We start from the raw sequence: 26,356 nt of genomic DNA, 5'->3' as shown, positions 1-26,356 counted from the left end.
GTTCATTGATTCAAATGGGTGCGACTCAAGCGCGGCGCGCCGCGCCCTGTTGCGCCGCGTGCCAGCTTCGCAATTGCGCCAGATCGACCTGGCTCAGATCGGGCAGCACGCGCATGGCGCTCGAAAAATCGTGTTGCGCCGTGTAATGCGTGGGGGTGATCAGGGTCGCCAGCCCCGCCGCCGTGGCCGAGCGCAAGCCGTTGCTGGAGTCTTCAAATGCCAGGCATTGCGCCGGCGCCAATTTAAGCGCGTCCAGCATTTGCAAATACACCTGGGGATGTGGTTTTTTAATCGGCGCCGTCGAAGCGTCGCCAATGGCGGTGAAGTTCAGCCGCCAATCCGGGCCCACCGCGTGGCGCAGCAAAGCCACAATATTGACCGGCGAGGTGGTGGTGGCAATCGCCAACTGCACGCCCTGCGCCAGGGCCTCGTCCATCAATTCGAGCACACCGGGGCGCAAGCGCACCGCGCCGCTGTTGACGGCACTCTCATAGGCGGCGGTCTTGAGTTCATGAATGCGGTGGATGGTGTCCACCACCGCCTGCCCATTCAGCGCCTTGATATCGGGGTGCGCCAGTTTCCAGTAGTGCAGGATGCGCTCCTTGCCGCCCGAGATGTTGAGCAGCTCGGTGTAGAGCGCCTCATCCCATTCCCAGCCCAAGCCCAGTTCGGCAAACGCATGGTTGAACGCAGCGCGGTGCGCGCTCTCGGTGTCGGCCAGAGTGCCGTCCACATCAAAAATCAGGGCTTGCAGCGTGGTTGTAAACATCGGATTCTTTCAAAAAGTGAAGGAATGAAACACGGAAATCAGTGAAGAATGATTTACTTTAAACGCCTCAACCCATAAACTCCAATCACGTTTTATAGAAATATCATCAGGTAGAACTGATAAAACAGGAGTCTTCCATGCGCCCCTATACCCTGAAACAACTCCAGACTTTCATGGAAGTGGCGCGCCAGCGTTCCGTCTCCAAGGCCGCCGAGCGGCTGTTTGTGACCCAACCCGCTGTGTCGATGCAAATCCGCCAGCTCGAAGAGGCGTTTGGCGTGCCACTGATCGAGCCCGTGGGCCGCAACATCGGGCTCACCCACGCCGGCGAAGCCTTTTTGACGCACGCCATCGCCGCCATGGGGCAACTGAAAGACCTGGAAGCGCTGATGGCCGAACATGTTGGCCTCAAAAAAGGTCGCATTGACCTGGCCGTGGTCAGTACCGCCAAATACTTTATTCCCATGCTGTTGGTGCGTTTTGGCAAACTTTGTCAGGGCATTGACGTGCAACTGAAGATCGACAACCGCGAAAACATTCTGGGCCTGCTGGCGCGCAACGAGGCGGACCTGGTGGTGATGGGCCGCGCCCCCGCCAACCTGGACTGCGAAGCCACTCCCTTTGCCACCAACCCGCTGGCCATTGTGGCCGCGCCAGACCATGCCCTGGTGCGGCGCAAAAACCTGCCGTTCTCGGTGCTGGGCGAGCATCGCTTTGTGGTGCGCGAAGAAGGCTCCGGCACCCGCGCCGCGATGGAACGGCTGTTTGCAGAGCACAACACGCCGTTGAGCGTGGTGATGGAAATGCCCAGCAACGAGACCATCAAGCAGGCCGTGATGGCCGGCATGGGCCTGAGTTTTTTATCGATGCGCACGGTGCGCCATGAGTTGGCCAGCGGCCACATCGCCCTGGTGGACATTGAAGGCATGCCGATGATGGGCAACTGGTACGTCACCCACCTGAGCCACAAAAAACTCTCCCCCGCCGCCCGCGCCTTCAAGGAGTTTCTGATCGAGCAAGGCGGCGGGCTGATGGATTCGTGGAGTTGAGCCGGTTTGACTTCCTCCATAAAGCAGTCGCGGCGTCACCGGCAAGAAATATTGGGCCTCTAAGATAGGCGGTTTACCAACCTTACCAAGACTCACCATGACCGCTCCCCGCTTGCTCAACAAAATCAGTCTCATCACCGGCTCCGCCCAAGGCATTGGCCTGGCAACGGCCCTCAAGTTTGCTGCTGAGGGGGCCACCGTCATCGTCTGCGACATCAAGCAGGCCGGCGTGGACGAAGCGGTGGCGCAGTGTCGCGCGCTGGGAGCAACGGCAGAGGGCTTTGTGATGGATGTGACGCAGCGCGCCATGATCGACGAGGTGGTGGCCCGCGTGAAGGCCCAGTTTGGGCGCATCGACGTGCTGGTCAATAACGCGGGCATCACGCAGGACGCGCGGCTGCAAAAGATGACACTGGAGCAGTTTGACCGCGTGATCGACGTCAATCTGCGCGGCGTGTTTCATTGCTCGCAGGCCGTGGCCGACATCATGGTGGCCCAGGGCAGCGGCGTGATTCTCAACGCCAGCTCCGTGGTGGGCATTTACGGCAACTTTGGCCAGACCAACTACGCCGCCACCAAGTTCGGCGTGATCGGCTTCACCAAGACCTGGAGTCGCGAGCTCGGGCCCAAGGGCGTGCGCGTCAATGCGGTCGCGCCCGGCTTCATCACCACCCCGATGGTGGCCGCCATGCCCGAGAAGGTGCTGAAGGAGCTGGAAGCCAAGGTGCCGCTCAAGCGTCTGGGCAAGCCGGAAGAGATTGCCAACGTCTATGCCTTCCTGGCCAGCGACGAGGCCAGCTACATCAACGGCGCGGTGATCGAGGTGTCGGGCGGCATGTCACTCTGAGACCGGGCCGGTCTCGCGTCTGACCGACTACGCGCGTTGCAACACCGCGTGCAACGCCACCAGTGCCTGCGTCAGCTTGTGGTTGGGGTCCATGTAAATCATGGGCAGTGACTGCTCGTGGGATTCCCGTATCTTGACCGAGGAAGGCAAGTAAGGCTGCAGCACCGGCAGGCCTTCGGCGATCAGTTCCGCGACCATGCGCTGCGGTAGGTTGGCACGCGGCTGAAACTGGTTGACCACAATGCCTTCCACCACCAGCTTGGGGTTGTGGTCCGCGCGGATTTCCTGCACGTTGTCCATCAAGGTATAGAGCGCCTTGCGGGCAAAGTCGTCGCAGTCAAACGGGATCAGACAGCCCGTAGCGCCGATCAGGGCGGAGCGTGTGAAGAAGTTCAGCGCGGGCGGCGTGTCAATGTAAATCCGGTCATAGTCGCCCGCCAATTGCTGCAGGGCTTCCCGCAGCTTGTAAATCTTTTGGCGCGACTCCAGCTTGCTCTCCAACTCCCCTAAACCCGGGCTCGACGGCATGAGGTGCAGGTTCTCGTGCGGCGTGGCCACAATGAACTCGCTGGGCAGCACGGTGCGAAAGCTGTAGCTCAAGGAGTGTTCAAAAAAACCCGCCACATTGGGCTGATCTGCTTTGGCCTGAGCCCCCAGCAGGTAACTGCTGGAGTTGCCCTGCGGGTCCAGGTCAATCACCAGGGTACGCAGGCCCTGGCTGGCGCTGATGGCGGCCAGGTTGCAAGTGATGGTGGATTTGCCTACCCCACCTTTTTGATTGAAGACGACGAGCGGCATGACACGATTCCTTGTGCGGGTGGACGAATGGACAAATGGATGTATCCGATTGTGCCCGGCTTCAACACATCACAAAAAACTGATTTAACCATCAATTAATTTGAATTTTCTTTATGAATAACCCTCCCTATAGTTCAGCGCATCGCCAACCACAACCGGAGATTCCACATGGATCAATCGAACCGCTACGCTGACCTGAGCCTCAAAGAAGCCGACCTCATCAAAGGTGGCACCCACATTTTGGTGGCTTACAAGATGAAGCCCAAGGCCGGCTTCGGTAGCTATCTGCAATGCGCGGCTCACTTCGCCGCTGAGTCTTCGACCGGCACCAACGTTGAAGTCTCCACCACCGATGACTTCACCCGTAATTTGGACGCGCTGGTGTACTACATCGATGAAGCCACGGAAGACATGCGCATTGCGTACCCGATGGATTTGTTTGACCGCAACATGACCGACGGCCGCATGATGATGGTGTCGATCCTGACGCTGATCATCGGCAACAACCAGGGCATGGGCGACATTGAGCACGGCAAGATTCACGACATTTACTTCCCGGAACGCGCCATCCAGTTGTTTGACGGACCCGCCAAGGACATCACTGATTTGTGGCGCATTCTGGGTCGCCCGATGAAAGACGGCGGCTACATTGCCGGCACCATCATCAAGCCCAAGCTGGGCCTGCGTCCCGAACCGTTTGCTGCTGCTGCTTACCAGTTCTGGCTGGGTGGTGACTTCATCAAGAACGACGAGCCACAGGGCAACCAGGTGTTCTGCCCGGCCAAAAAGGTTTATCCGCTGGTGTATGACGCCATGAAGCGCGCCCAGGACGAAACCGGCCAGGCCAAGATCTTCTCGGCCAACATCACGGCCGACGACCACCATGAGATGTGCGCCCGCGCCGATTTCATTCTGGAATCTTTTGGCCCGGACGCTGACAAGGTGGCGTTTCTGGTGGACGGTTTTGTCGGCGGCCCCGGCATGATCACCACGGCGCGCCGTCAGTACCCGAATCAGTACCTGCACTACCACCGCGCTGGCCACGGCATGGTCACAAGCCCCAGTGCCAAGCGCGGTTACACCGCCTTTGTGCTGGCCAAGATTTCGCGTCTGCAAGGGGCTTCCGGCATCCACGTTGGCACCATGGGCTACGGCAAGATGGAGGGTGAAAATTCGGACAAGGGCATCGCGTACATGATCGAGCGCGATGAGGCGCAAGGCCCGGTTTACTTCCAGAAATGGTACGGCATGAAGCCCACCACGCCAATCATCTCCGGTGGCATGAACGCGCTGCGCCTGCCCGGCTTCTTTGAAAACCTGGGCCACGGAAACGTGATCAATACCTCGGGCGGCGGCGCCTATGGCCACATCGACAGCCCGGCTGCGGGCGCGATTTCGCTGCGCCAGTCGTATGAGTGCTGGAAGTCGGGGGCGGATCCGATCGAATTTGCCAAGGAGCACAAAGAGTTTGCGCGGGCATTTGAGTCCTTCCCAGGAGATTCGGACAAGCTATACCCCGGCTGGCGCGAAAAGCTGGGTGTGCACAAGTAAACGCTAATGTGCTGAACATGATCGCAGAATGGCTTGTTGCGACAGGCTGCCCTGCGCCGCTCATGTCCCCCGGTGGCGACCTGCGGCCACCGCCTCCTCCTTGACTTCGCTTTGCAGGGCAGCCCGCCGCAACAAGCCCGAGACGTTGCGGGTATTCCATGGAGGGCTCACCTCAACCCGCTAGCAGAGCGCATTGGGTCTCTGGCGCAGCGAAGTCAAGGAGGAGGTTCGGGCAAAGCCCGAGCCGGGGGACATGAGCGGAGTCGGATACCCAATGCGCTCTGCGAGTAAATACTCCGTACATCCCATGTCACCTATTCCCCATAGTGACCACACAGGAAACAGCCATGACCACCGACTACCGAATTCAGAGCGAGCCGTTTTATCAACAGCAGGCCAATGAAGTCGCCCTGTACCAAGCTGCTTATACGGCCCGACTGCCGGTGATGGTGAAGGGGCCGACCGGGTGCGGCAAGTCGCGGTTCATTGAATACATGGCCTGGAAGCTGGGCAAGCAGCTCATTACGGTGGCCTGTAACGAGGACATAACGGCCTCCGACCTGCTGGGACGCTACCTGCTGGAAGCCAATGGCACGCGCTGGCTCGACGGCCCACTGACTACCGCCGCCCGCATCGGCGCCATCTGCTATCTGGATGAAATTGTGGAGGCCCGGCAGGACACCACGGTGGTGATTCACCCGCTGACCGACCACCGCCGCCAACTGCCACTGGACAAGCGCGGCGAGCTGATTCACGCGCACCCAGATTTTCAACTGGTGATCTCTTACAACCCTGGCTACCAGAGTCTGATGAAAGACCTGAAGCAGTCCACCAAGCAACGCTTCGTCGGCTTTGACTTTGACTATCCGAGCGCCGAGCTGGAGGCCTCCATCGTGGTGTCTGAGACCGGCGCGGACTTGGACACTGCCGCCAAGCTGGTCAAGATTGGCAGCACCGCCCGCAAGCTCAAGGGCCATGGACTGGACGAGGGCATCTCGACCCGGCTGCTGGTCTACGCCGCCACCTTGATCAAGGGCGGCGTGAACCCGACCGATGCCTGCCGCATGGCACTGGTGCGGCCCATTACGGACGACGCCGATATTCGCGCCACGCTGGACCACGCGATTGACGCCGTCTTTGCCTGAAGTCTGCCACCGTGCATAAAAGTCCCTCACTGGAACAACTAGCCGTCTGGCGCGAGCAGCTTGACTGCGGCTTTCCTCAAGTCGCCGATGTGTTTGCGGACTGCATCGCCGAAGCACAAACCCTGCTGACACCCGAAGGCATTGACGCTTATCTTGAAAACGGACGCTTCCTGGGCAAGATGGGACGCGGCGTCGAGCCGGTATTGATCTTTTTGCAAGAGTGGCCGCAGGTCGCCCGGATACTGGGCGAGGTTGCCCTGCCGGCCGTCATGGACACCATTCGCGCCATGACGAAATCACCCAATAGCCAAGCGATCGCGCCCTTTCTGCAATCGCTGGCGGCCATTGCCAGACGCCTGCCATCCCAGGAACAGCTGCAGCACTATCTGGATTTGGCGCTGAGTTTCATGGACCGTACCAGCGGCTCCATTCACGGCATCCACAAGACCTATGCCAGCCCCAGCCTACCGGACTTTTTCCTGCAATCGCCCCACTTGCTAAACCAGCTGTCGATGGAGGGCCTGCGCAACTGGGTGAACTATGGCGTACGCAACTACAGCCACCACCCGGAGCGCCAGCGCGATTACTTCAGCCTGCAGTCGGCCGACAGCCGCGCTGTGCTGCAACGCGAACGCCATGGCACGCTGCTGGTGGACAACACGCGCAAACTCGACTTGTACCTGCTCGGGCTGTGGCAGGACGCTGACCATCTGGTCCCTTACTCTTTAGGTTTTGACGAGTTGCGCAAGCCAATACCCTACTTCGACAAGCTCGGCATCCGGCTGCCGGATGTCTATGACGCGCGGCATGGCATCAGTGGACTTGACCGCTACCGCGCCGCACTGGCCCACATGGCTGCGCACCGGCGCTGGAGCAGCGCCATCTTTGCCGACAACTACAGCCCGTTTCAACGCCTGGCGGTCGAGTTTTTCGAGGATGCGCGGGTGGAAACGCTGGCCATGCGCGAGTACCCGGGCCTGCGCCGAATTTTTCTGGCGCTGCATCCGGCACCAGTGGAAGGCGCCTGCGACCCAGAGACCCATTCCTGCCTGCGCCATCGCCTGGCCATGCTGTCACGCGCCCTGCTCGACAACCCGCAGGCACCAACCCACGGCTATCTGGATGCCCCCCTGAACGTCTTCGTCCGGCGCTTTCATGACACCATGGCGCAGGGCGAATCCAGCACCGAAGAGATTGCCGGTCTCGCCCTGTCTTACGTCGCCAAAACCCGGCGCCAGAGCGACCAGCTGCCCAAGACCTTTTTCACCGACACCGAAGTTGACTACCGTGATGACAACCGCCACCTGTGGCGGTTTCACGAACTGAGTGATGACGAGGAAATGTTCGAGGAACATCGCGAAGCTTCCGTCGCCGAAGACGTCAAGAGCCTGCCGCCGCGCCACTACCCGGAATGGGACTACGCCAGCCAGAGCTACCGCCCGGACTGGATCAGCCTGTACGAGCGGCTGCACCCGTCCGGCAACCCGGCCGACATCGACACCTTGCTGGCCAAACACAGCGCCCTGGCCAAGCGCCTCAAACGTCTGCTGGACCTGCTCAAGCCGCAGGAAAAAGTGCGCGTGCGCTACCAGGAAGAAGGCAGTGAACTGGATCTGGATGTCGCCATTCGTTCACTCATCGATTTCAAAAGCGGCGGCCAACCCGACCCGCGCATCAACATGAGCCACCGGACCGATGGCCGCAACATCGCCGTCATGCTGCTGCTGGACCTGTCGGAATCACTGAATGAAAAAACGGTCGGTTCAGAGCAGACCATTCTGGCACTCAGTCAGGAAGCGGTGTCTTTACTCGCCTGGTCAATTGAACAATTGGGAGACCCTTTTGCTATTGCCGGCTTTCACTCCAACACGCGCCACGACGTGCGTTACCTGCACATCAAAGGTTTTGGCGAGCACTGGAATGATGACGTCAAAGGACGACTGGCGGCAATGGAGGCCGGTTACTCCACCCGCATGGGGGCCGCCATGCGCCATGCCGCCCATTACCTGGAAGGGCAAAAGGCCGACAAGAAGCTGATGCTGATTCTGACCGACGGACAACCGTCCGATGTGGACGCGCATGACGAACGCCTGCTGATTGAAGATGCGCGTCAGTCGGTCAAGGAACTTGATCAACAGGGCATCTTCACCTACTGCATCAACCTGGACCCCAAGGCTGACGAATATGTGAGCGACATCTTCGGCCACCAGTACACGGTGATTGACCACATCGAGCGTTTGCCCGAGCAACTGCCGAAGCTGTTCATGGCGCTGACACGCTGAGTCTGCCGATGATCCGCAGGCGGCCTGCGTCTAAGTGACTTGCAAACGCGCCAGCTGTTGCACCCGATAAACACGCCCCTGTCTGTCCTGCGGCGCAATCACTTCTTCGCGTACCAGTCGACTAACCTCACGGCTGACGGTCTCCAGTTTCAGGTTCAGCATGGCACCCATGTCATCCCGCGCAAACAAGATGCTGATCTGGCTGTCAGCGGGACTGCGCATTTTGAGAATGAGATTGGAAACCCGTTGCCTGGCCGTGCCAAAGTTGAGGTCGGCCAGCCAGTCATCGGCATCCTTGAGCGCTTTCTGCCACTTTTGCATGAGCATGTGGTGAAGGCGATGGCTGCTGGCACCCAGGGTATGAATCACGTCCAGGGGAATCCGGCACACGGCAACGTCAGTCAGGGCCACGGCCTCGCTGTCGTAGCGCGATGTCGCCAAGGCTTCCAGCCCGGCCACATCGCCGGGGCGCAGCACCCGCACAATGCGATGCCTTCCATCGGACGTCACTCGCACCAACTTGATCATGCCGGTGCGCACCGTGAACACGCCTTGTGCACGGCTACCCTCGTCATAGAGCGTCGCGCCCTGCTTGAACTCCAGGTCATCAATCGGTGCATGAATCATGCCGAAATCCTGTTCATTGAGATCAGCAAACAGGACCATGTCGCGCATACCGCAGTTGCGGCAATCTGATTTTCCGCGCCAGGCGGATTCTGTTTTTATCGGAATCATCGTGCGACTCAGGAACGCAGTGCAGCACGCGCCAAACGCAAGCGCTCATCAAGATATGCGCCGTAAAAATCGGGGATATAGCCACCGACCAGACGCTCGGCAACTTCCACACCACCGCGTCCAAAAAACAGCACGGTAGGCGCCACCTTGATGCGCCAGCTGCGAACCAATTCGTCCTGGGTGAGCGACGCCCCCTTGAAGTCTTTGAGCATCCGGTTGCTGCGCATGTCAACCTGGACGACCGCCAAGCCCTGCTGCTCGCGCAGGGGACCCAGGTAATTCTCGCGGGCGACTTTGCAAAACGGGCAACCCTCAAGGCTGACCATCACCAACAAGGGGCCACCTTTTTTCAGCGCCTGGGCCAACTCGTCAGCCAGTGACACGGCCGTGGGCAAGCTGGCCGGCGCAGCGTTGGCTACGCCGAAGGCACAGGCAGCCCCACCGGCCAGTATGAAACGACGACGCGAGAGGAGCAACTGCCCGGCCCCAGTCAATGGCGTCATCGGAATGAGCGTGGGCGTCATTTAGTCTCGTGTTCCAGCAGCAAATAAGTGTTGTAGGCGTTCATGCGGTTAGCCACACGAAACAGCGGGAGGTGTTCAAACTGCGACCAGTCGGTGACCTTGTAGGCGTCTTCAAAGGGTTCCAGATTCTTGGCCGCCTGCCCCATCGTGGCCCGCAGATAAACGAGGTAGTCACGCGTGAGCTGCATATCCTTGCGCGCTTCAGTCGAGAGGGGACCATGCCCTGGCACGATGACCTTGGTATCAAACGCGAGCAAATTGTCGATCGCGGCGATCCAGTGGCGACTGTCCGCCTGACCCACAAATGGAATACGGCTGCGGAACACCAGATCGCCCGCGAACAACACTTTTTCGGCTGGCATGTAAACGGCCAAATCTTCCGGCGTGTGAGACGGCCCTACGGGTTTGATCTGAAAATGAACGCCACCCACCACAATCTCTTTGTCACCATCGATCCACTCGTCTGCCTCGACCAAATGGGTGTTTTCATCGACCCAGGGCGCAAGCTGCTGACGCGATGCTTCCAGCCGCAGGCGCGCTGTTTCAGAATTCAGATAGACCAGTGCCGCGCGGTGCGCAATGATGTGCGCACCCTGCGCCTTGAATGTCTGCAATCCATAAATGTGGTCGGCATGGTAGTGCGTTGCGATCACATGGGTGATGGGTTGAGTCGTTATCTTGCGAATCTCGGCGATCAAACGCACCGCCAAGGCGGGCGAGCCGAGCGCATCAATCACGACGACGCCCCCGGGCGTGACGACAAAGGCCGCATTGGAAATAAAGTTCTGGTTGGCCGGCGAACCCAGGGCCGACACGCCCTCGACATACCAGGCCGAGGCTGACACCTGCTGAGCCACCATCGTGGGCACTTCGTCAGCGCTGGCCATTGAGACACTGAACCCAAGCAGCCATGCTGCCAGGTAGCGCCAAACAAAAGCATTCTTCGATACCATCAGATTTATTCCCCATAAGGTTGCACGCATCGTCTTTCAGTTCGAAAGATGGCACCAAACCAAAACAACTTGAGTCACATCAAAAAGCTACCATGCAATTCGATCTAACATAATATAAGCTAATAGTGAATTATTTGGAATCCATATGAACCCTACAAGCATTCTTGATCGCTACGGTGATAGCGTGGTTCTGGCGCTGGGGGGCCTCCTCATCGGGGTCATGTTTGGTTTTTTTGCCCAGCGTTCCAAGTTTTGCATGCGGGCTGCGGCCATTGAATTCTGGCATCGAAAATTCGGCGAAAAACTCTCTGTGTGGCTGCTGGCGTTTTCCAGTGCCGTGGTCGTTGTTCAGTTGCTCATCCTGACGCATTCACTGGATGTCAGCACGGCGCGCCAACTTGCCACACGTGGCAGCATTTCTGGCGCGTTGGTCGGTGGTCTGATGTTTGGTGCCGGCATGATCATGTCGCGGGGTTGCGCCAGCCGATTGCTTATTTTGTCCGCCAATGGCAATTTACGGGCCCTGCTGTCAGGACTGATCTTTGCGGTCACGGCCCAGGCTTCACTCTCAGGATCGCTAGCCCCATTGCGCAACACCATCAGCGCCTGGTGGACTGTGGATGGCGGTAGTTCGCGTGACCTGCTGGCCATCACCGGGATTGGCCACTGGGGTGGACTTCTATCTGGCTTGGTGTGGTTTGCAGCAGCGCTCTACTTCTCCGTTCGCAGCGGCTGGGGCTTCTGGAAATGGGTCGGCGGCGTGGGCACGGGCTTGGCGGTGGCCGCTGGATGGTGGTACACCTACTTTATCTCGGCCAGTTCATTCCAGCCGGTCCAGGTGCAAGGCCTGACGTTCAGTGGCCCGTCTGCAGAATGGCTGATGCGCATACTGGCCTCGCCAGCGCCTGAAATCGGGTTTAACTTCGGTCTGTTACCGGGCGTCTTTGCCGGCTCCTTTTTGGGCGCATGGATCGGCAACGACCTCAAGCTTGAAGGCTTCAAGGATGGCTACAGCATGCGGCGCTACATCGCAGGCGCAGTCCTCATGGGCTTTGGCTCCATGCTGGCCGGTGGCTGCGCAGTGGGTGCGGGCATGACAGGCGGGGCCATTTTTGCATTGACGGCCTGGGTCGCGCTGATTGGCATGTGGGTCGGCGCGGGCTTGACCGACCGTCTGCTCGACCCAGACACCAGCCGCAAGTCTGCGACAAAAAATCAACCACAGACGGTTCTCGCAACCTGAAGAAACCGTTACTTGCCGCGCAGGTATTCGGCGACAACGGCCGCCAACCAGGGGTTGATCGCATTCATGGCATCAGCCAAATCTATCGGTCCAGATGGCTCGTCATGAACGGGATAGAAATTGCACAAAATGGACTGCTGAGCAAGCATCAAGAATGAGTCTTATGATGCAGGTCCGGTCGATAAAACGTCCGGTCAACCTAAAAATTTTTATTAGAGACCGTCCATGAACAAACTATTTTTTTCTTTCATCCTGGCCGCCTGGGTCAGTTTTGCCAGTGCACAAGATGTCAAAGTTGTTTATCACATCACCACGGGAATTGAGACGGCTGCGGGCGCACTGAACAACATCCAGAACCATCTGGACGCAGACCCCAAAGTCAAGATTGTGGTGGTCACCAACGGCCCCGGCGTTGACTTTTTGCTGCAGGACGCGAAGGACAGCCATGGCCGCGAATTCAGCTCATCGGTGAGTACGTTGGCGGGTCGTGGCGTTGAATTCAGGGTCTGCAACAACACCCTGAAAGGGCGAGGTATTTCGCCCGACAAGCTCCTGATGGAAACCAAAATTGTTCCATCAGGCGTTTCAGAAGCGGCCAAATTGCAGGCCAAAGAAGGTTTCGTCTACATCAAACCCTGATGCGCGGGTGGGTGCGAGGATAGAAGAATCCTTGCACCTCAGGCATCCTGAAAGTTACCCTCAGTCTCAATCTGAGTACATACCGCACGGCAAAGCGCAGCCACCCGGTCATCGACGATTCGGTAATGAATCTGAACCCCTTCACGGCGTTTCCCCAATACCCCTGCCTGATACAACGTATTCAGATGCTGGGACATATTGGGCTGGGTGGTATCGATTTTTCCGAGCAGATAGCTCACATTCTTCTCGCCATCACACAGGCAGCTGATAATTTTCAACCGCATCGGCGCGGACATGACCCGGAACAATTCCGCCGCCATCTCAAACACTTCATCAGGCTTGTCCAACTCTGATGGGATTTTGGGTACTGAAAGCTTTGCCATAAGAAGAATGCTGTCGGTATGAAGTCCGACTCGTAATTTCGTTGCACCTAATATACGCTTTTTGTGCAATTTAAATAGTCCCAATGAGGACAAGACGTCTGAATCACCAGTTTCTGGCCAGAGAGTCGACTTGAGTAGCTCGTCTTCACATCTCGCAGGCCAACGTCCTGCGTAACTTGTGCTCTGCGCCTTATTTTTCTTCCCCCGCGAGCACACCGCGACGCACCTGGTCACGTTCGAGCGATTCAAACAGAGCCTTGAAATTGCCTTCGCCAAAGCCCTCGTCGCCCTTGCGCTGAATAAACTCAAAGAACACGGGGCCGAGCTGCGTTTCTGAGAAGATTTGCAACAACAAGCGTGGCGTACCGCCTTCGGTAGAGCCATCCAGAAGAATGCCGCGTGTCTGCAGTTCAGACACTGGTTGACCGTGACCGGGCAGCCGACTGTCGAGCATCTCGTAATAAGTGTCGCTGGGTGCTGGCATAAGTGGCACACCCGCCATGGCGAGACTGTCCACGGTAGCAAGTAAGTTGTCGCAGATCAGGGCAATGTGCTGGATGCCTTCACCGTTGAACTTCAGCAAGAACTCTTCAATTTGGCCGCCGCCCTGCCTGGATTCTTCGTTCAAGGGGATACGGATCTTGCCATCGGGCGCGGTCATGGCGCGGGAGGTCAGGCCGGTGTATTCGCCCTGAATATCAAAGTAGCGAATTTCCCGAAAGTTGAACAGCTTCTGGTAGAAGCTACCCCAGAAGGCCATGCGGCCGCGATACACGTTGTGCGTCAAGTGATCAATCAACTTCAAGCCATGCCCCACCGGGTGACGGTCTACACCGTCGATGAAATTGAAGTCAATATCGTAGATCGACTTGCCATCTTCAAAGCGGTCAATCAAATACAGGGGTGCCCCGCCAATGCCCTTGATGGCGGGCAAGCGCAACTCCATCGGTCCGGTCGAAATTTCAATCGGCTGCGCACCCAACGCTAAGGCGCGGCTGTAAGCGTAGTGTGAATCTTTGACCCGAAACGCCATCCCGCAAGCGCAAGGACCATGCTCTGCCGCAAAGTAACCCGCGACGCTTTTGGGCTCCCTATTGACGATGAAATTGATATCACCCTGACGGTACAGGACGACGTCTTTGGAACGGTGTTTTGCCACCAGCGTGAAGCCCATTCGCTCAAAAACAGGTTCCAAAACGCCGGGCGTTGGCGATGCGAATTCAACAAACTCAAAGCCCATCAACCCCATGGGGTTTTCAAACAAATCAGACATGATGATATTTCCAAAAATCAAACAAGAACGAAAGTCGAAAGCGGTCGAACTGCCTCAATGAAGGGCTTCGGCGGGAACAAGCGCACAGAGGGAAGCCCTTATTCCGCATCCCCCTGCCGAGCTGGAGAGGCGTTCTGGAACGCCTCCATCGACTCACAGGCCGCGACGATACGCTGGATGGTTGGCAGTCCCTCCAGGGGACAGTTAAAACGACGCGCGTTGAAAACTTGGGGGATCAAGCAGCAATCGGTCATGCCCGGCATCTCACCGTGGCAAAAAGTGCCGGTGCGCGGGTCGTCCCCAAGCAGTTTTTCGACGGCCGCCAGTCCATCGTTCACCCAGTGCCGGTACCAGTCATTTTTCTGCTCTTCGTTGATGCCGAAGTTTTTAGTCAGATAGCCCAGCACCCGCAGGTTGTTGAGGGGGTGAATGTCACAGGCAATGGTTTGGGCAATGGCCCGCACACGGGCCCGACCATCGGCCTCGGCGGGCAGCAGCGGCACTTGTGGATAGGTTTCATCCAGCCATTCAATGATGGCCAACGATTGTGTCAGCACCCCGGTGTCCGTTTGCAACGCCGGCACAATGCCGAGTGGGCTTTTTTCCCGGTAGGCCGCCTGGTTCTGCTGGCCACCGTCACGCAAGAGATGCACGGGCACGGCTTCATACGGCAAGCCCTTCAGATTGAGCGCAATGCGGACCCGGTATGCCGCAGAGCTGCGGAAATAGGTATAAAGCTTCATCCCGGATAGCGCTCGACCCGTTGTTCAATGGCGCCAAAGAGGCTCTTGCCATCGCGGTCGAACATCTCGATGCGCACCGTGTCGCCAAACTTCAGGAAGCTGGTTTGCGGTTTGCCGGTTTCAATCGTCTCGTACATGCGCACTTCGGCCAGACAGCAGTAACCCACACCGCCATTGGCAATGGACGAGCCGTTGAGGTCGCCTTGTTTGTTTGAAACCGTACCGGAGCCGATGATTGAGCCCGCTTCCATTTCCCGGGTCTTGGTAACGTGTGCCACCAGTTGCGGGAAGTTGAAGATCATGTCGGTGCCGGCGTCCGGTTTGCCAAACATCTGGTCATTGATCTGGACGGTCAAGGGCCGATGCACCCGTCCCTCGCGCCAGTCTGCGCCCAGTTCGTCGGGGGTGATGGCGACGGGGCTGAATGCGGTGGCCGGTTTGGATTGAAAGAAACCAAAGCCTTTGGCCAACTCGCCGGGGATCAGATTGCGCAACGAAACGTCGTTGACTAGCATCAACAGGCGAATCGCCGGGGCGCATTGCGCCGCAGTGGAGCCCATTTTGACGTCACCGGTGATGACGGCCACTTCGGCCTCCAGGTCAATACCCCAGTCTTCCGACAAGGCGTAGATGGGATCACGCGGACCGACAAAAGAGTCCGAGCCGCCCTGGTACATCAGGGGATCGGTCCAGAATTCTGCAGGCAGTTCGGCACCGCGGGCGCGCCGCACCAGTTCGACGTGATTGACATAGGCGGAACCGTCGGCCCACTGGTAGGCCCGCGGCAGCGGCGAATGGCAGAGCAAGGGGTCAAACGGCACCGAGTCGCTGAAGGCGCCGCTGTTGAGCGCTTCATAGACCTGGCGCAATTGGGGCTCGCAGGCGTCCCAGTCGTCCAGCGCCGCTTGCAGGGTACGCGCGATGGCCGGCACCGGGCGGCAGTGTGTCAGGCTGCGGTTGACAACGATCAGCGTGCCGTCGCGGCCGCCTTGTTTGAGGGTGGCAAGTTTCATTGGCTTTTATTCTCCAGCGTAGCTGCCGTCATGCATCCAGCGTGCGTGTTGGGGGGCTTTTTTAGTGACAGCCCATTCGTTGAGCATGTCCCACTTGGCGTCATCAAGCATCTTGGCCATCTTCGGTGTGCCGGTGTTGGCGCACAGTTCCAGCCGATGGCCACTGGGGTCGAAGAAGTAGATGGATTTGAAGATGGTGTGATCGGTCGGTCCCAGCACGTCAATACCGTCGGCTTCCAGTCTGGCTTTGGCCTCCATCATGGCCTCGACCGATTCGACTTGCAGCGCCAGATGCTGGGTCCACACCGGGGTATTGGGGTCACGCCCCATCGGCGGCTGGGTTGGCAACTCAAAGAAGGCGAGCACGTTGCCGTTGCCGGCATCGAGAAACACGTGCATGTAGGGATCAGGCGCTTTGGTCGAGGGCACTTCGTTCTCGGCAATCGCCAGGATGAAGTTCATGTTCAGGTACTTGCCGTACCACTCAACCGTTTCCTTGGCGTCCTTGCAGCGGTATGCGACGTGGTGGATTTTTTGGATTTTCATTTGAGTCTCCTAAACAATTTATTAGACACCTTGGCGGGCAATCGTCATAGCCTCGCGCAGCACGGACAGATCACCAATGTGGTTCGACAAAAGCAACACCAACTTGGCGTTGACCAGCGCACTTTGCTCATCGGACAAATCGCGATGGGTTTCGATCAAGGCTTCATAGAAATCATCACCAGGCGTGTAAGCCTGGAAATAACGCTTACCGGGTTCAGAGAGGTTAGGTTTCAGATTGAGCGACATGGACGGCTCCTTATTGAACATTGAAAGTTGCGCGGGCCAGAGCTGCTTTGAGCGCATCCGCGTCAAAGGCACGCCAGCGGGCGGCCACATGCTGATCCGGGCGAATCAGATAAACCGTCTCCGGCTGGGCGTCGAAACGCTCGGCAAAACGATTTTTTTCATCGACAAAAACACGCAGACCTTCGGGCGCCACGCCGGCCTTCGGGGACACCAGAACCACTTCAATGGGGATCGGCGCATCCGCCAACGATTTGTAAACACGGGCGGTGGTGACATCCATCTGTGATGGGTCATTGACAAGCACCAAGGCCATGAATTGGTTGCCTACGCGGTCAAGCAGCCAGAAGCTCTTCCCACCTTCCTGCATCGGCGCGTCATCCATCGCGGCGCCTGGCACCATATCGCCCGCAAACACCGCCGTATCCTGCGTATTTAAACGCGATTCGGTGAGCACCGCAGGCACCGACAGACGCCCTGAATTGACCAGCGCACGGGCAAAAGCATGATGACGCGCCAGGGTCAGGGCCGCATTGCGAATGGTCAGCGACATCTTGCTTTTGGGGGTGATGAAATCGGTGGCGCGGGTCGAGTTGAGCAGGTTCTCCTCGGCGGCAAACACACGTTCGTCCGAGTAGGTGTCGAGCAAGCTGGCGGGGGCCTTGCCTTCGATGACCAGCTTCAGCTTCCAGCACAGGTTATCGGTATCCTGAATACCCGAGTTGGCGCCGCGGGCGCCAAACGGCGAAACCTGATGCGCTGCGTCGCCCACAAACAGTACGTGACCATGGGTGAAACGGCTCATGCGGCGGCACTGGAAGGTGTAAACGCTGACCCACTCCAGATCAAACTCACGGTCATCCCCCAGCATGGCCTTGATGCGGGGAATGACGTTTTCTGGCTTTTTTTCTTCTTCTGGATCGGCCTGCCAGCCGAGCTGAAAGTCAATACGAAAGACGTTGTCGGACTGGCGGTGCAGCAGCACCGACTGCCCTGGGTGAAACGGCGGGTCAAACCAGAACCAGCGCTCCGTTGGAAAATCGGCCTTCATCACGACGTCGGCGATGAGGAAACGGTCCATGAAAATCTTGCCGTCAATCTCCAGGTTCATCATGCGGCGGATGCCACTGCGCGCGCCATCCGCCACAATCAACCAATCGGTCTCCAGGCTGTAGATGCCATCCGGCGTTTCGACCTGCAGAGTGGCGCCCTGCCCGTCCGGATTGACCGACACCACCTTGTTCTTAAACCGCAAATCAAGATTGGGCAACTCTTTGGCCCGATTGATCTCGTATTCTTCCAGGTAATACTGCTGCAAGTTGATCATGCCGGGACGCTTGTGCTCGTCTTGCGGGCGCAAGTTGAAGTTATAAACCTCTTCCTCGCGGAAGAAGGTACGTCCGACATTCCAACTGACGCCCTTGTCCACACAAGGGGTGCCAACACCCAGTCGATCAAGAACCTCTAGCGTTCGCTTGGCATAACAAACACCACGAGAACCGACGGAAACCGTGTTGTCATCGTCGAGTACCACTACCGGCACGCCGGACTGTGCCAACTCAATAGCGGCCGCCAAGCCGACCGGACCCGCCCCCACGATCACGACGGGATAGCGCTTTTTTTCAGCGCCGCTTTGCTCCGGTGGGCGGACATATTCGTAACTCGAATATTGATAGGTACTCAACATGACTGTTTCCTTTTTTATTGAAGCCCGCTTCGAAAAGCGGGCGGGGAACTTAAGCCGCCGTCTGCAAGGCGTGCCACATCTCCTGATCGCGCTCAGCGGTCCAGATGCGCGGATGCTTGATACCGCTGGCTTCGTCCACCGCACGGGTCACGTCAAACGGCAGGCAGTGTTCGTAGATGAAGACCTGGCCAAACTTGGGGTCCATCGCTTTGCGGCAGTGGGCCATCGCCTGGTTCAGATTCATGTTCTGGGCCACGGCCTCCTTGGCAGAACTCAGCAAGGTCGTCACGAAGTCGCGGGTGTAGGCTAGGCCAGACTGAACGCGCTCGGAACCGACCAGCGCCGGGCCACGACCGGGCACCAGTTTTTCCGGCTGGAGTGCGGCCAGCGCATCCAGCGTGGCGGGCCACTCTGCCAGTTGCGCGTCGCCGGTGTAGCAGGCGGCATCCGCTTCCACCAGGTCCCCCGAAAACAGCACCTTCTCGGACGGCACCCAAACCACCGTGTCGCCTTTGGTGTGACCGGCACCCAGATGCATGATCTTGACTTCGAGCTTGCCCATCCACAGTGTCATGGAATCTTTGAATACCAGCGTGGGCCAGGTCAGGCCGGGGATGGAATCAAAGGCGTCAAACAGACGGGGAAAGCGCTCGTACTCGGACTGCATGTCTTGCGCGCCGCGCTCAACAATCATTTCATAGGTGCCCTGGCTGGCAATGATTTCCTGCATACCTGCCTCTTTGTAGCCGGAGGCGCCCAGCACCCGCACCGCGTGGTAGTGGGACAACACGACATACTTGATCGGCTTGTCGCTCACCTTGCGAATCTCGGCAATCAGGCTCTGCGCCATCACCGGGGTGGCCAGCGCGTCGCAGATCAGTACCGAGTCGTCTCCAATAATCACGCCCGTGTTGGGATCGCCCTCGGCGGTGTAGGCCCAGCAGTGCTCGGACATCTGCGCAAAGGTGGTCTTTTTGACCTCCAGGTCAGCTTGTGATGCGAATTTCTTAGTCATACTTTTTCCTTGGTTAAATATTTACATCCCCAGATACGCCGCACGCACCTGCTCATTTATTGCCTTGAGTTGCGTTTGTTTGAATTAAAAAATTGCCTTTTTCATCCCATTAATTTGCATTCTGAAATACAGAACTAGTTCTGTCAATTAAAAATAGCAAAAAAATACCTTGTCGACATTTGCACATCAACAAGGTTTCTCTTTATGATTTTCTGAATCGGTATGGCTAATTTGCATCTCCGGCATAGCCCAGACGTCGTGAAAGTGTCTGCGCTGAACGCTTCAGTGCGGTAACCACCGGTCCATCCAGCGACATGTCAATCATGCCTTTCACACCAATGGCCAAGACCGAGAGGGTAATTTCATTATTGGCATTGAAAACCGGGGCCGCCACCGCGGCCACGCCAGGAACCAAGTGATAGTCGGTCACGGCTGCCACGCCGTGCTGGCGTGCCGTCGCCAGCATCGTTTTAATCGCCTCAACCGTATGCACTTCAGGAGGCAGTTCCAGAGTCATCCGTTCACGGGCAATTAACGGGGCAACCGTGGCTTCGGGCAACCAGGCCGCAAATACACGTCCGCTGGCCGAGGTCAGTATGTTGAGTGCCGTGCCAGTCACCACGTTCACGGTGATCGGTCGGTGGGGACGCTCGGAACGCACAATCACCGGACCGTTGTCACTCCAGACGGCGAGCGCCGTCGTCTCATTTATCTCATCGCGTAATTCAGCAATGGCGGCGAGGCCTAATCCGACGCGGTCAAGCCGGTCAACGGCCACGAGGCCAAGCGTCAAAGCAAACGGCCCGAGATCGTAGCGCGAGGACCTCGAATCCTGGTCAACAAGCCCAGAGCGGACCAGACTGACCATATAACGGTGCACCTTGGAAGCTGGCATATCCGCTGCCGCGGCAATGTCTTTGAGCATCATGGAGCGATGGCCTTGGGTAATAGCACGAAGGATGCTAATACCGATTTCCAGTGACTGAACGCCGTGTTGACTCTCTGTATCTTTGCTCATCCGTACCTTGTCCTTGCACCGCGTGGAGCGGCGACACCTTGGATTGATCATAAAACAGGAATAGCCAGACAAAGCTCGCTTACTTGGAATTAATTCCTCTATTCACAATCCGGCAAAAAGTAAGCAGCAAATCCATGAAGCGCGCATTGAAGAAGCTGGTCGCCAGTGCCACTCGACGCTTCTAATCTGGCGCCAATGGGGAAACCGGCTTAACACGGGCAACAAACTTGACACTGGTTTTCAGAGCGTCAACCTCGTCGCCAAGTATATTAATGGCTTCATTCAAAAAAACGTCTTTGGCATTTTTCCGTTCTTTTTCGGCCGCCAGTTCTTTGGCGAGATTGCGTTCGCCAGCCTGCAGACCATCATCCCGAAATGCGCGGCCCTTTCCAGTCGCGAGTTCCTTGCCTTGAGCATCCTCTTTGGTGGTCTTGTCCGTACCCCTCCGTGACTCACGGGACGTAAGCCGGGCTTCCTGAGCGTCCCATTCTTTGCGTCGTTCGGTTTCATTCAAGGAGACCATGTTTTTCTTGCGGAGAAGCCGGGATTCAGCGATGTCTTCTTGCACATACTGGAATTCCTTGTCTTTTTTCACACGGGCCGCATGCCGTGTCAAAAGGATGGGGAGTCGACTCTTCAAGTCGCCGCTCGGCGAATAGTTGGCGGCCTTCACCTGTGTCCAGGGGAGTGCATTTTCGAAGCTGGATTCACCAAAATCCTCCGCATTGGAGGCCGCGGGAAAGAGGATATCGGGCGTTACGCCGCGCAATTGGGTCGTGCCGCCATTGATGCGAAAGAACTGCGCAATGGTCATTTTCAGTTCGCCGAATTGAGGTTTTTTGTTTTTGGCAACTTGATCGAGATTGATCATGGTTTGCACGGTTCCCTTACCAAAACTCGGCTCACCGATAATCAATCCGCGACCGTAATCTTGGATGGCGGCAGCAAAAATCTCCGACGCCGATGCCGAACTTCGATTAATCAGAACACCAAGGGGACCATCCCATGCGACACCCGTCCGGGTGTCGCTCTCTACGGATATCTCACCGCTTGCATTGCGCTGCTGCACGACGGGTCCACTGCCAATAAACAAACCGGTGAGTTCAACCGCTTCCGTTAATGAACCGCCGCCGTCGTTACGCAAGTCGATCAGCACGCTGTCGACCTTTTCTTTTTTCAACTCGCCCAGCAAGTGGGCCACATCCCGGGTCGCGCTTTTGTAATTCCGGTCGCCCTTTTGTCGGGCGGCGAAATCCTCATAGAAGGAGGGAAGGGAAATCACACCAATTCGGCGCGTGGCATTTCCGTCCACGATCGAGTGGATGGACGATTTTGCCGCCTGCTCTTGCAGACTGATCGTTTTGCGAACGAGAGAAACCAGTTTGTGCTTGCCATCGGGCCCGCTGTCTGCCGGGAGCACATCAAGCCGGACGACCGAGTCCGCCGTACCGCGAATCAGCGCCACAGTGTCATCCAAGCGCCAGCCAAGGATGTCCGTCATAAGGCCGTCGTCGCCCTGAGCGACGCCGACAATTCGATCCCCGCTTTGCAGTTGGCCCGAGAGGCTTGCAGGCCCCCCCGGTGTCAGTTCTCGAATCGTGGTGTATTCATCCAACTCAACGAGTACGGCACCGATCCCGACCAGGGAAAGTCTCATGGAAATACCGAAATCTTCAGCAGCTCTTGGGCCCATGAAATTGGTGTGGGGTTCGATCGCCATGGTGTATGCGTTCATGTAGGTCTGAAAAGCGTCAACGCTCTTTACCCGGCTGAGACGTTTTATGGAGTTGTCATAGCGCTTATCGAGTATCTCGACAATGCTCAGGTCATCCTTCCCGGCAAGCTTGAGTCTAAGCCAGTCGTTCTTTACCCGCTTCCGCCACAGCTCATGCATTTCCGCTTCTGTTTTCGGCCAGGCTTCCTTATCCCGCACGTATCGGTAGCTTTCATCCTGTTGGAAATCGAACCCTTTTTTTAGCAGCGTGCGGGCATACGCAAAGCGCTCAGTCGCGCGACGATCGTAAAGATTGAAAATGGCGAAGGGAGCGGTAAGGTCTTCTTTCAGGATGGCGTCGTCGAGCTTGGTCCGATTGACGGAAAGACGGTCAATGTCGGACTGAACAAAGAACAGTTTCTCGGAATCAAGGGATTTCAGATATTGGTCGAATATCTTTGCTGACAAGGTGTCATCAAGCGGCACCCTCTTGTAGTGATAACGGGCCAGCAGTTCTGCCGCCAAGTGTGCTGCCTGAGCGTCCTGTTGGGCTGGTTTCAGCTCTGGCGGATAGTGCGTTTCCGCGTCAAGCGATGCGCCTTGCGCAGCCGTCACCAAGGCAAATACTAGCCAAAGCAGTTTCTGTTTCATTCGTGCTCCATTTGAAGGCGTCAAGATTATCCGCCGGTGGTGTGTCAATTGCGCCCCCGGTATTGGCATAGTATGACCATCAAACCGTCCCGGAATACCCAAGCTCGCCGGATACCATATCCAGGACCTTGCTTGAGTAATTCGTGAAGTTAATCAACATCGTCATTCACCATATCCACTATGCCTGTCGCAGCATGCCACATTCGCTGGTAGAGATTTTTCCAGGCGTCTATCGCCTTTGTAAAGAAAAGTATATGCAGTCAACCCCGGTGATAGCCCGACGTTGAAAGTACAAGCCCAAAGGAAATTCTGGCTCACTTATGACAGTCGAAGCTAATGCGACTATCGCTTTATGAGTGAGTACTGACCATGTTGAACATCAAGACCCTTATCGCTACTGTGTTGCTTTCTGGCATTGCTGCGGTCTCCTTTGCCCAGGCACTGGCTACCCTAAAAGATGCGCCCATAGTTAAAAAGGCAGTTACAAAGAAACACGTTGCAAAAAAAGCCCACAAAGCCAGCGCCACGAAGAAGGTGGACACAACTGCACCTGTAGCACCTGCTGCCAAATAAACCGATAGCAATCTAAAGGGGAACTGAGGAGACTCGGCCTCTTTTCTTTCGCCCATCAGCTGGGCTTCCAAAGAAGTCATTACCAACGATAACTGCCAGCCCAATAGCCCACCGACAGGCCCAATGCCTTGTATTTTTTGACCCCCACTTATGAGCCTTACATTAGTGACTCAACTTGAAAGACTGTCGTGAAGAGATTCAATCTCAAGGCCGTTGCCATTGGCACACTGACAATGCTCGCACTTGACTTACTAACCGGCGTTGTTTCGTTTATTGTTTTCAGTGGTGACTCGCTGACCTCCGGGGCAACTCAATCTGAGATAACGGCCGCAGGGAAAATCATTGAACAGAACGACGGGTACCTGTTGTTTGGTTTGCTCCTTGGCTCTTTATCAACGGTTATTGGTGGCTATATTGCGGCCAGGATAGCCAGAAATCTTCCACTGTTCAATGCTTTCGCAGTTGGCGTGGTCGGCATTGCTGCAGGAATTCTGTTGGGCGGCCAAAGCGAAAGTCCTGAGTGGTTCAATGCCGTCGGATACATCTCAACAATTCCAGCTGCTATTGCTGGTGGTTGGCTGGCCCGGAACACAATGAAACAGGGTGCATGACCCGTTCATCGAAGGGAGCCACCTCCGTCAACGACGACCAGAAACGGCGATAGTAAAACTCACTTACCAACAGCCTCTGCTGGAGTGGATGGATTATTCACGCCTGGTGCGTAAAAGTAATCGGCAGCGAACATCGCACCAATAGAGCCCACGATAAATGCGCCAACAAGCGTCCACCAAATCCACTCTTTATTCAATTTCCGCTTTTGTTTTTCTACTGTTAATTTTTCTTCTTGTGCCAAGGTAAATTCCGATTTAGTTGCGTTCTGCATTAATGTTAATTTGATTGAACATTTAGCGGTTAGTAATCGGGGCTGACTGAGAGATGCTCGTCGGAACCTTCAGACCAACTCCGAAGAAATATATCGGTTTGACAGCCAAAATGCCCTGAACTGAAGACAAAAGGGCCGAGAACCCCCGCACCGATCCATAGAAATCAGTGGCCAAATCTAGTAGGCTTCCAATCCGGGGCCTTTGGAATTCTTCTTTTCAGCAGCTTGCGACTTCTGCGACTTTTTCGAGTGCAGGGACGCTTTATTACTCTTTTTTGTGGGCTGCGTTGACCTATGCTGCTTCGGCTTAGCAGAGGCTGGCGCACTCTTGGCCACGACTGCGTTGGCACCCTTATCCAAAGATACGAGAGATCCCTGCGCTAACGCTATAGAAGCAACAGTTGAAAACAGCGCCGCTGCAAATAGGGTTTTGATATTGGTCATATTAATCAGTCAATAAATGTTCGTTGAGCAAGCCAGTCACATTTCAGATTAGCTTTACAACGTAAGGTTTCAACTTTCGTTGACCGCAGATGCATCACTGCACCGATGCAAGCCCTGCCTGAGCAGGAATCAAAAAATATGACGACGCAAATTCACGATGAACCCGTATTGAAGATAGAGGTCATGTCGTACTGCTTACCAGCAGCTCCAAGATCTCGAATGCCACCCTCTTCCACCCTCTTCCACCCTCTTCCACCTGTCGCCATTCAGTAGTCAGGCCCTGCTTGGTCCAAGGCCGGCCGCGTCAAACTGAATGCAACTTTGTGCTCAAATCCAGTACAGTCAACCACTGAACTGGATTTTCACATGGCCTCCATTTCATCCATTGCACAGTCAGGCATGAACGCGGCGCAGATGACGCTGAATTCGTCTGCTCACAATATTGCCAACATGAACACCACTGGTTTTCATCGCCAGGAAGTGCTTCAAAACTCCCAAGCAGAGGGTGGGGTATCCACGGCATTGACGACTGCGCGCTCTGAGGGGGCGTCGCTGGAGACGGATGTCGTGGCGCAACTTCAAGCCAAGAATTCGTTTTTAGCCAACCTTGCGGTGTTCAAAACCAATGACAAGATAGCCGGTGCGCTGCTGAACATGAATGCTTAGCTACCTGCACGCTCCCGCAGGCGCGCCTGCACCGCCTCACTGCTAAGTTCTCGCAACGCGTCAGCAGCAATCCACCGCGCCGACCGAGAGCCTTGCCGCTGAATGCGCCGAGCTGCTTCGATGGCAGCAGCATTAAGCGCCAGATTGCGCTTGCCGATGTTGCGTAGCGCCCAGTTCACCGCCTTTTTGACAAAGTTGCGCTCATCCCCTGCTGCAGCTTCAATGAGGGGCAGCATCATGACGAAGCGCTCATCGACAGCCCGCTTGTCATGCACCGCCAGTGTGGCCAGCAACGCAAAGGCCGCACGACGTACAAACTCTTCCTTGTGTACAGCCCACTCAGGTACTTTGTGCCAGGCCAACGACGAAGCCAAGAAGGCGCTGCCACAGACTTGGTCACACACGTCCCAGGATGAGAAGTCCTTGGCCCAGGCGTCCATTTGCGGCGATGTCAGTTTTGCGGGCTCGGCTACCATGCCCGCCACGATGCGGGCATCAGGTATGCCGGTATCCCACAACGCGAGCGCCAGTTCATGGTCGCACCCTAACGTTTGTGCAATGCGGCGCATGACTGGCATGGACAAGCCCAGACGGCCTTCAGGATTGATGCCAAATCTGGCCATGCCAGCCAGCTCGCGGGGACGAGCATCCTGCTGGAGCAATGCAAGGGCGAGTTGGAGGCGGCTCATTGTGAGCCTTACTTTACGCGAGGTTGCTTGACCAATAGACTTCAAGTGCAACCATCAATCCGACAGGCAGGTGGCGCCGAATGCAACGATGGTCGGCCACTGCGTTCTGCTCACGGGGGAACTGCTGGTGACAACCCTACCCACTTAAACAGTGTCCTGTGTAAACGGCCACGATCACAGAGGAAAGAGGCCACGATCTTGGAGGAAGGGGAAAAGCTCCAATGTTTCAACTTATGCACAAGTTATCAACATTTGCAAAACTGTCTTAGAACGAACCTTT

Annotated in this window: 29 protein-coding genes; 10 read left to right on the top strand and 19 right to left on the bottom strand. The window is 56.7% G+C overall.

Annotated features, from left to right (window positions below; genetic code table 11):
- Positions 1-25: 25 nt before the first annotated feature.
- Positions 26-769 (bottom strand): HAD-IA family hydrolase, encoded by a 744-nt coding sequence (locus tag HHJ17_RS03010; protein ID WP_296503625.1) that lies wholly within the window; start codon positions 767-769, stop codon positions 26-28.
- 137 nt (positions 770-906) lie between these two features.
- Between HHJ17_RS03010 and HHJ17_RS03005 the strand changes: the two genes are divergently transcribed.
- A complete protein-coding gene (locus tag HHJ17_RS03005) occupies positions 907-1,818 on the top strand; it encodes a LysR family transcriptional regulator (protein WP_296503627.1) in 912 nt (303 codons plus the stop codon).
- A 97-nt stretch (positions 1,819-1,915) separates the two neighbouring features.
- The gene (fabG, locus tag HHJ17_RS03000; RefSeq protein ID WP_296503629.1) at positions 1,916-2,665 is read left to right on the top strand and encodes a 3-oxoacyl-[acyl-carrier-protein] reductase; all 750 of its coding nucleotides are present in this window, start codon (positions 1,916-1,918) and stop codon (positions 2,663-2,665) included.
- Positions 2,666-2,692: 27 nt separating this feature from the next.
- Here fabG and HHJ17_RS02995 read toward each other — a convergent pair whose 3' ends face one another.
- Positions 2,693-3,463 carry a ParA family protein gene (locus tag HHJ17_RS02995; protein ID WP_296503631.1) on the bottom strand — a complete coding sequence of 257 codons (771 nt, stop codon included), beginning with the start codon at positions 3,461-3,463 and terminating at the stop codon, positions 2,693-2,695.
- Between the two features lie 168 nt (positions 3,464-3,631).
- On the opposite strand from HHJ17_RS02995, the gene HHJ17_RS02990 reads away from it, so the two are divergent.
- The 3 genes from HHJ17_RS02990 (at position 3,632) to HHJ17_RS02980 (ending at position 8,441) form a co-directional block, all read left to right on the top strand.
- Positions 3,632-5,014, top strand: a complete 1,383-nt coding sequence (locus HHJ17_RS02990; RefSeq protein ID WP_296503634.1) for a ribulose-bisphosphate carboxylase — start codon at positions 3,632-3,634, stop codon at positions 5,012-5,014.
- Between the two features lie 347 nt (positions 5,015-5,361).
- The gene (locus tag HHJ17_RS02985; protein ID WP_296503636.1) at positions 5,362-6,159 is read left to right on the top strand and encodes a CbbQ/NirQ/NorQ/GpvN family protein; all 798 of its coding nucleotides are present in this window, start codon (positions 5,362-5,364) and stop codon (positions 6,157-6,159) included.
- A gap of 11 nt (positions 6,160-6,170) precedes the next feature.
- Positions 6,171-8,441 carry a VWA domain-containing protein gene (locus HHJ17_RS02980; RefSeq protein ID WP_296503642.1) on the top strand — a complete coding sequence of 757 codons (2,271 nt, stop codon included), beginning with the start codon at positions 6,171-6,173 and terminating at the stop codon, positions 8,439-8,441.
- A 30-nt stretch (positions 8,442-8,471) separates the two neighbouring features.
- Here the strand turns inward: HHJ17_RS02980 and HHJ17_RS02975 are convergent, their stop codons facing one another.
- The 3 genes from HHJ17_RS02975 to HHJ17_RS02965 are packed head-to-tail and all read right to left on the bottom strand — an operon-like array spanning position 8,472 to position 10,560.
- Complete coding sequence (locus HHJ17_RS02975; protein WP_296504955.1) at positions 8,472-9,176, bottom strand: Crp/Fnr family transcriptional regulator; 705 nt, start codon at positions 9,174-9,176, stop codon at positions 8,472-8,474.
- An 8-nt stretch (positions 9,177-9,184) separates the two neighbouring features.
- Complete coding sequence (locus HHJ17_RS02970) at positions 9,185-9,700, bottom strand: thioredoxin fold domain-containing protein (protein WP_296503646.1); 516 nt, start codon at positions 9,698-9,700, stop codon at positions 9,185-9,187.
- On the bottom strand, positions 9,697-10,560 hold the full coding sequence (locus HHJ17_RS02965) for an MBL fold metallo-hydrolase (RefSeq protein ID WP_296503681.1): 864 nt from the start codon (positions 10,558-10,560) through the stop codon (positions 9,697-9,699). Before HHJ17_RS02965 ends, HHJ17_RS02970 begins: the two co-directional genes overlap by 4 nt.
- A 238-nt stretch (positions 10,561-10,798) precedes the next feature.
- Here HHJ17_RS02965 and HHJ17_RS02960 point away from each other — a divergent pair, with 238 nt between their 5' ends.
- Positions 10,799-11,896, top strand: coding sequence for a YeeE/YedE family protein (locus tag HHJ17_RS02960; RefSeq protein ID WP_296503649.1), 1,098 nt, complete (start codon positions 10,799-10,801; stop codon positions 11,894-11,896).
- Positions 11,897-11,904: 8 nt separating this feature from the next.
- On the opposite strand, the gene HHJ17_RS02955 is transcribed toward HHJ17_RS02960, so the two are convergent.
- The gene (locus HHJ17_RS02955) at positions 11,905-12,045 is read right to left on the bottom strand and encodes a hypothetical protein (protein WP_296504954.1); all 141 of its coding nucleotides are present in this window, start codon (positions 12,043-12,045) and stop codon (positions 11,905-11,907) included.
- Positions 12,046-12,121: 76 nt separating this feature from the next.
- On the opposite strand from HHJ17_RS02955, the gene HHJ17_RS02950 reads away from it, so the two are divergent.
- Positions 12,122-12,535: a DsrE family protein gene (locus tag HHJ17_RS02950; RefSeq protein WP_296503652.1), complete on the top strand. Its 414-nt coding sequence runs from the start codon at positions 12,122-12,124 to the stop codon at positions 12,533-12,535.
- Positions 12,536-12,573: 38 nt separating this feature from the next.
- Here the strand turns inward: HHJ17_RS02950 and HHJ17_RS02945 are convergent, their stop codons facing one another.
- From HHJ17_RS02945 to HHJ17_RS02900, 10 genes are all read right to left on the bottom strand, one after another.
- Positions 12,574-12,918 carry a metalloregulator ArsR/SmtB family transcription factor gene (locus HHJ17_RS02945; protein WP_296503654.1) on the bottom strand — a complete coding sequence of 115 codons (345 nt, stop codon included), beginning with the start codon at positions 12,916-12,918 and terminating at the stop codon, positions 12,574-12,576.
- 190 nt (positions 12,919-13,108) lie between these two features.
- Positions 13,109-14,191 (bottom strand): 4-hydroxyphenylpyruvate dioxygenase, encoded by a 1,083-nt coding sequence (gene hppD / locus HHJ17_RS02940; protein WP_296503656.1) that lies wholly within the window; start codon positions 14,189-14,191, stop codon positions 13,109-13,111.
- Between the two features lie 98 nt (positions 14,192-14,289).
- Positions 14,290-14,934: a maleylacetoacetate isomerase gene (gene maiA / locus HHJ17_RS02935; protein WP_296503659.1), complete on the bottom strand. Its 645-nt coding sequence runs from the start codon at positions 14,932-14,934 to the stop codon at positions 14,290-14,292.
- Complete coding sequence (locus tag HHJ17_RS02930; protein ID WP_296503662.1) at positions 14,931-15,947, bottom strand: fumarylacetoacetate hydrolase family protein; 1,017 nt, start codon at positions 15,945-15,947, stop codon at positions 14,931-14,933. The genes maiA and HHJ17_RS02930 overlap by 4 nt, the downstream gene beginning before the upstream one ends.
- 6 nt (positions 15,948-15,953) lie before the next feature.
- Positions 15,954-16,493 carry a VOC family protein gene (locus HHJ17_RS02925; RefSeq protein ID WP_296503664.1) on the bottom strand — a complete coding sequence of 180 codons (540 nt, stop codon included), beginning with the start codon at positions 16,491-16,493 and terminating at the stop codon, positions 15,954-15,956.
- Positions 16,494-16,514: 21 nt separating this feature from the next.
- A complete protein-coding gene (locus tag HHJ17_RS02920) occupies positions 16,515-16,739 on the bottom strand; it encodes a DUF2783 domain-containing protein (RefSeq protein ID WP_296503666.1) in 225 nt (74 codons plus the stop codon).
- A 10-nt stretch (positions 16,740-16,749) separates the two neighbouring features.
- Entirely contained in the window at positions 16,750-18,423 is a 1,674-nt protein-coding gene (locus tag HHJ17_RS02915; RefSeq protein ID WP_296503668.1) for an FAD-dependent oxidoreductase, read from the bottom strand.
- A 49-nt stretch (positions 18,424-18,472) separates the two neighbouring features.
- Entirely contained in the window at positions 18,473-19,438 is a 966-nt protein-coding gene (locus HHJ17_RS02910; protein ID WP_296503670.1) for an MBL fold metallo-hydrolase, read from the bottom strand.
- Between the two features lie 226 nt (positions 19,439-19,664).
- Complete coding sequence (locus HHJ17_RS02905; protein WP_296503672.1) at positions 19,665-20,456, bottom strand: IclR family transcriptional regulator; 792 nt, start codon at positions 20,454-20,456, stop codon at positions 19,665-19,667.
- A gap of 181 nt (positions 20,457-20,637) precedes the next feature.
- Positions 20,638-22,821: a carboxy terminal-processing peptidase gene (locus HHJ17_RS02900; protein ID WP_296503674.1), complete on the bottom strand. Its 2,184-nt coding sequence runs from the start codon at positions 22,819-22,821 to the stop codon at positions 20,638-20,640.
- A 369-nt stretch (positions 22,822-23,190) separates the two neighbouring features.
- Between HHJ17_RS02900 and HHJ17_RS02895 the strand changes: the two genes are divergently transcribed.
- Positions 23,191-23,394: a hypothetical protein gene (locus HHJ17_RS02895; RefSeq protein ID WP_296504951.1), complete on the top strand. Its 204-nt coding sequence runs from the start codon at positions 23,191-23,193 to the stop codon at positions 23,392-23,394.
- Between the two features lie 188 nt (positions 23,395-23,582).
- A complete protein-coding gene (locus HHJ17_RS02890) occupies positions 23,583-24,005 on the top strand; it encodes a hypothetical protein (RefSeq protein WP_296504948.1) in 423 nt (140 codons plus the stop codon).
- 59 nt (positions 24,006-24,064) lie between these two features.
- On the opposite strand, the gene HHJ17_RS02885 is transcribed toward HHJ17_RS02890, so the two are convergent.
- Both HHJ17_RS02885 and HHJ17_RS02880 read right to left on the bottom strand, forming a co-directional pair.
- A complete protein-coding gene (locus tag HHJ17_RS02885; protein ID WP_296504946.1) occupies positions 24,065-24,277 on the bottom strand; it encodes a hypothetical protein in 213 nt (70 codons plus the stop codon).
- Positions 24,278-24,454: 177 nt separating this feature from the next.
- Positions 24,455-24,721 carry a hypothetical protein gene (locus tag HHJ17_RS02880; RefSeq protein ID WP_296504944.1) on the bottom strand — a complete coding sequence of 89 codons (267 nt, stop codon included), beginning with the start codon at positions 24,719-24,721 and terminating at the stop codon, positions 24,455-24,457.
- Positions 24,722-25,087: 366 nt separating this feature from the next.
- Here HHJ17_RS02880 and HHJ17_RS02875 point away from each other — a divergent pair, with 366 nt between their 5' ends.
- Positions 25,088-25,387, top strand: coding sequence for a flagellar basal body protein (locus HHJ17_RS02875; RefSeq protein ID WP_296504942.1), 300 nt, complete (start codon positions 25,088-25,090; stop codon positions 25,385-25,387).
- On the opposite strand, the gene HHJ17_RS02870 is transcribed toward HHJ17_RS02875, so the two are convergent.
- Entirely contained in the window at positions 25,384-26,076 is a 693-nt protein-coding gene (locus tag HHJ17_RS02870) for a DNA alkylation repair protein (RefSeq protein ID WP_296504941.1), read from the bottom strand. The genes HHJ17_RS02875 and HHJ17_RS02870 overlap by 4 nt on opposite strands.
- Positions 26,077-26,356 lie beyond the last annotated feature (280 nt).

This window comes from Rhodoferax sp. (assembly GCF_012927445.1).
In the GTDB taxonomy this organism is placed as follows: Bacteria; Pseudomonadota; Gammaproteobacteria; order Burkholderiales; family Burkholderiaceae_C; genus Rhodoferax.
This window is presented reverse-complemented; position numbering and strand designations above follow the sequence as displayed.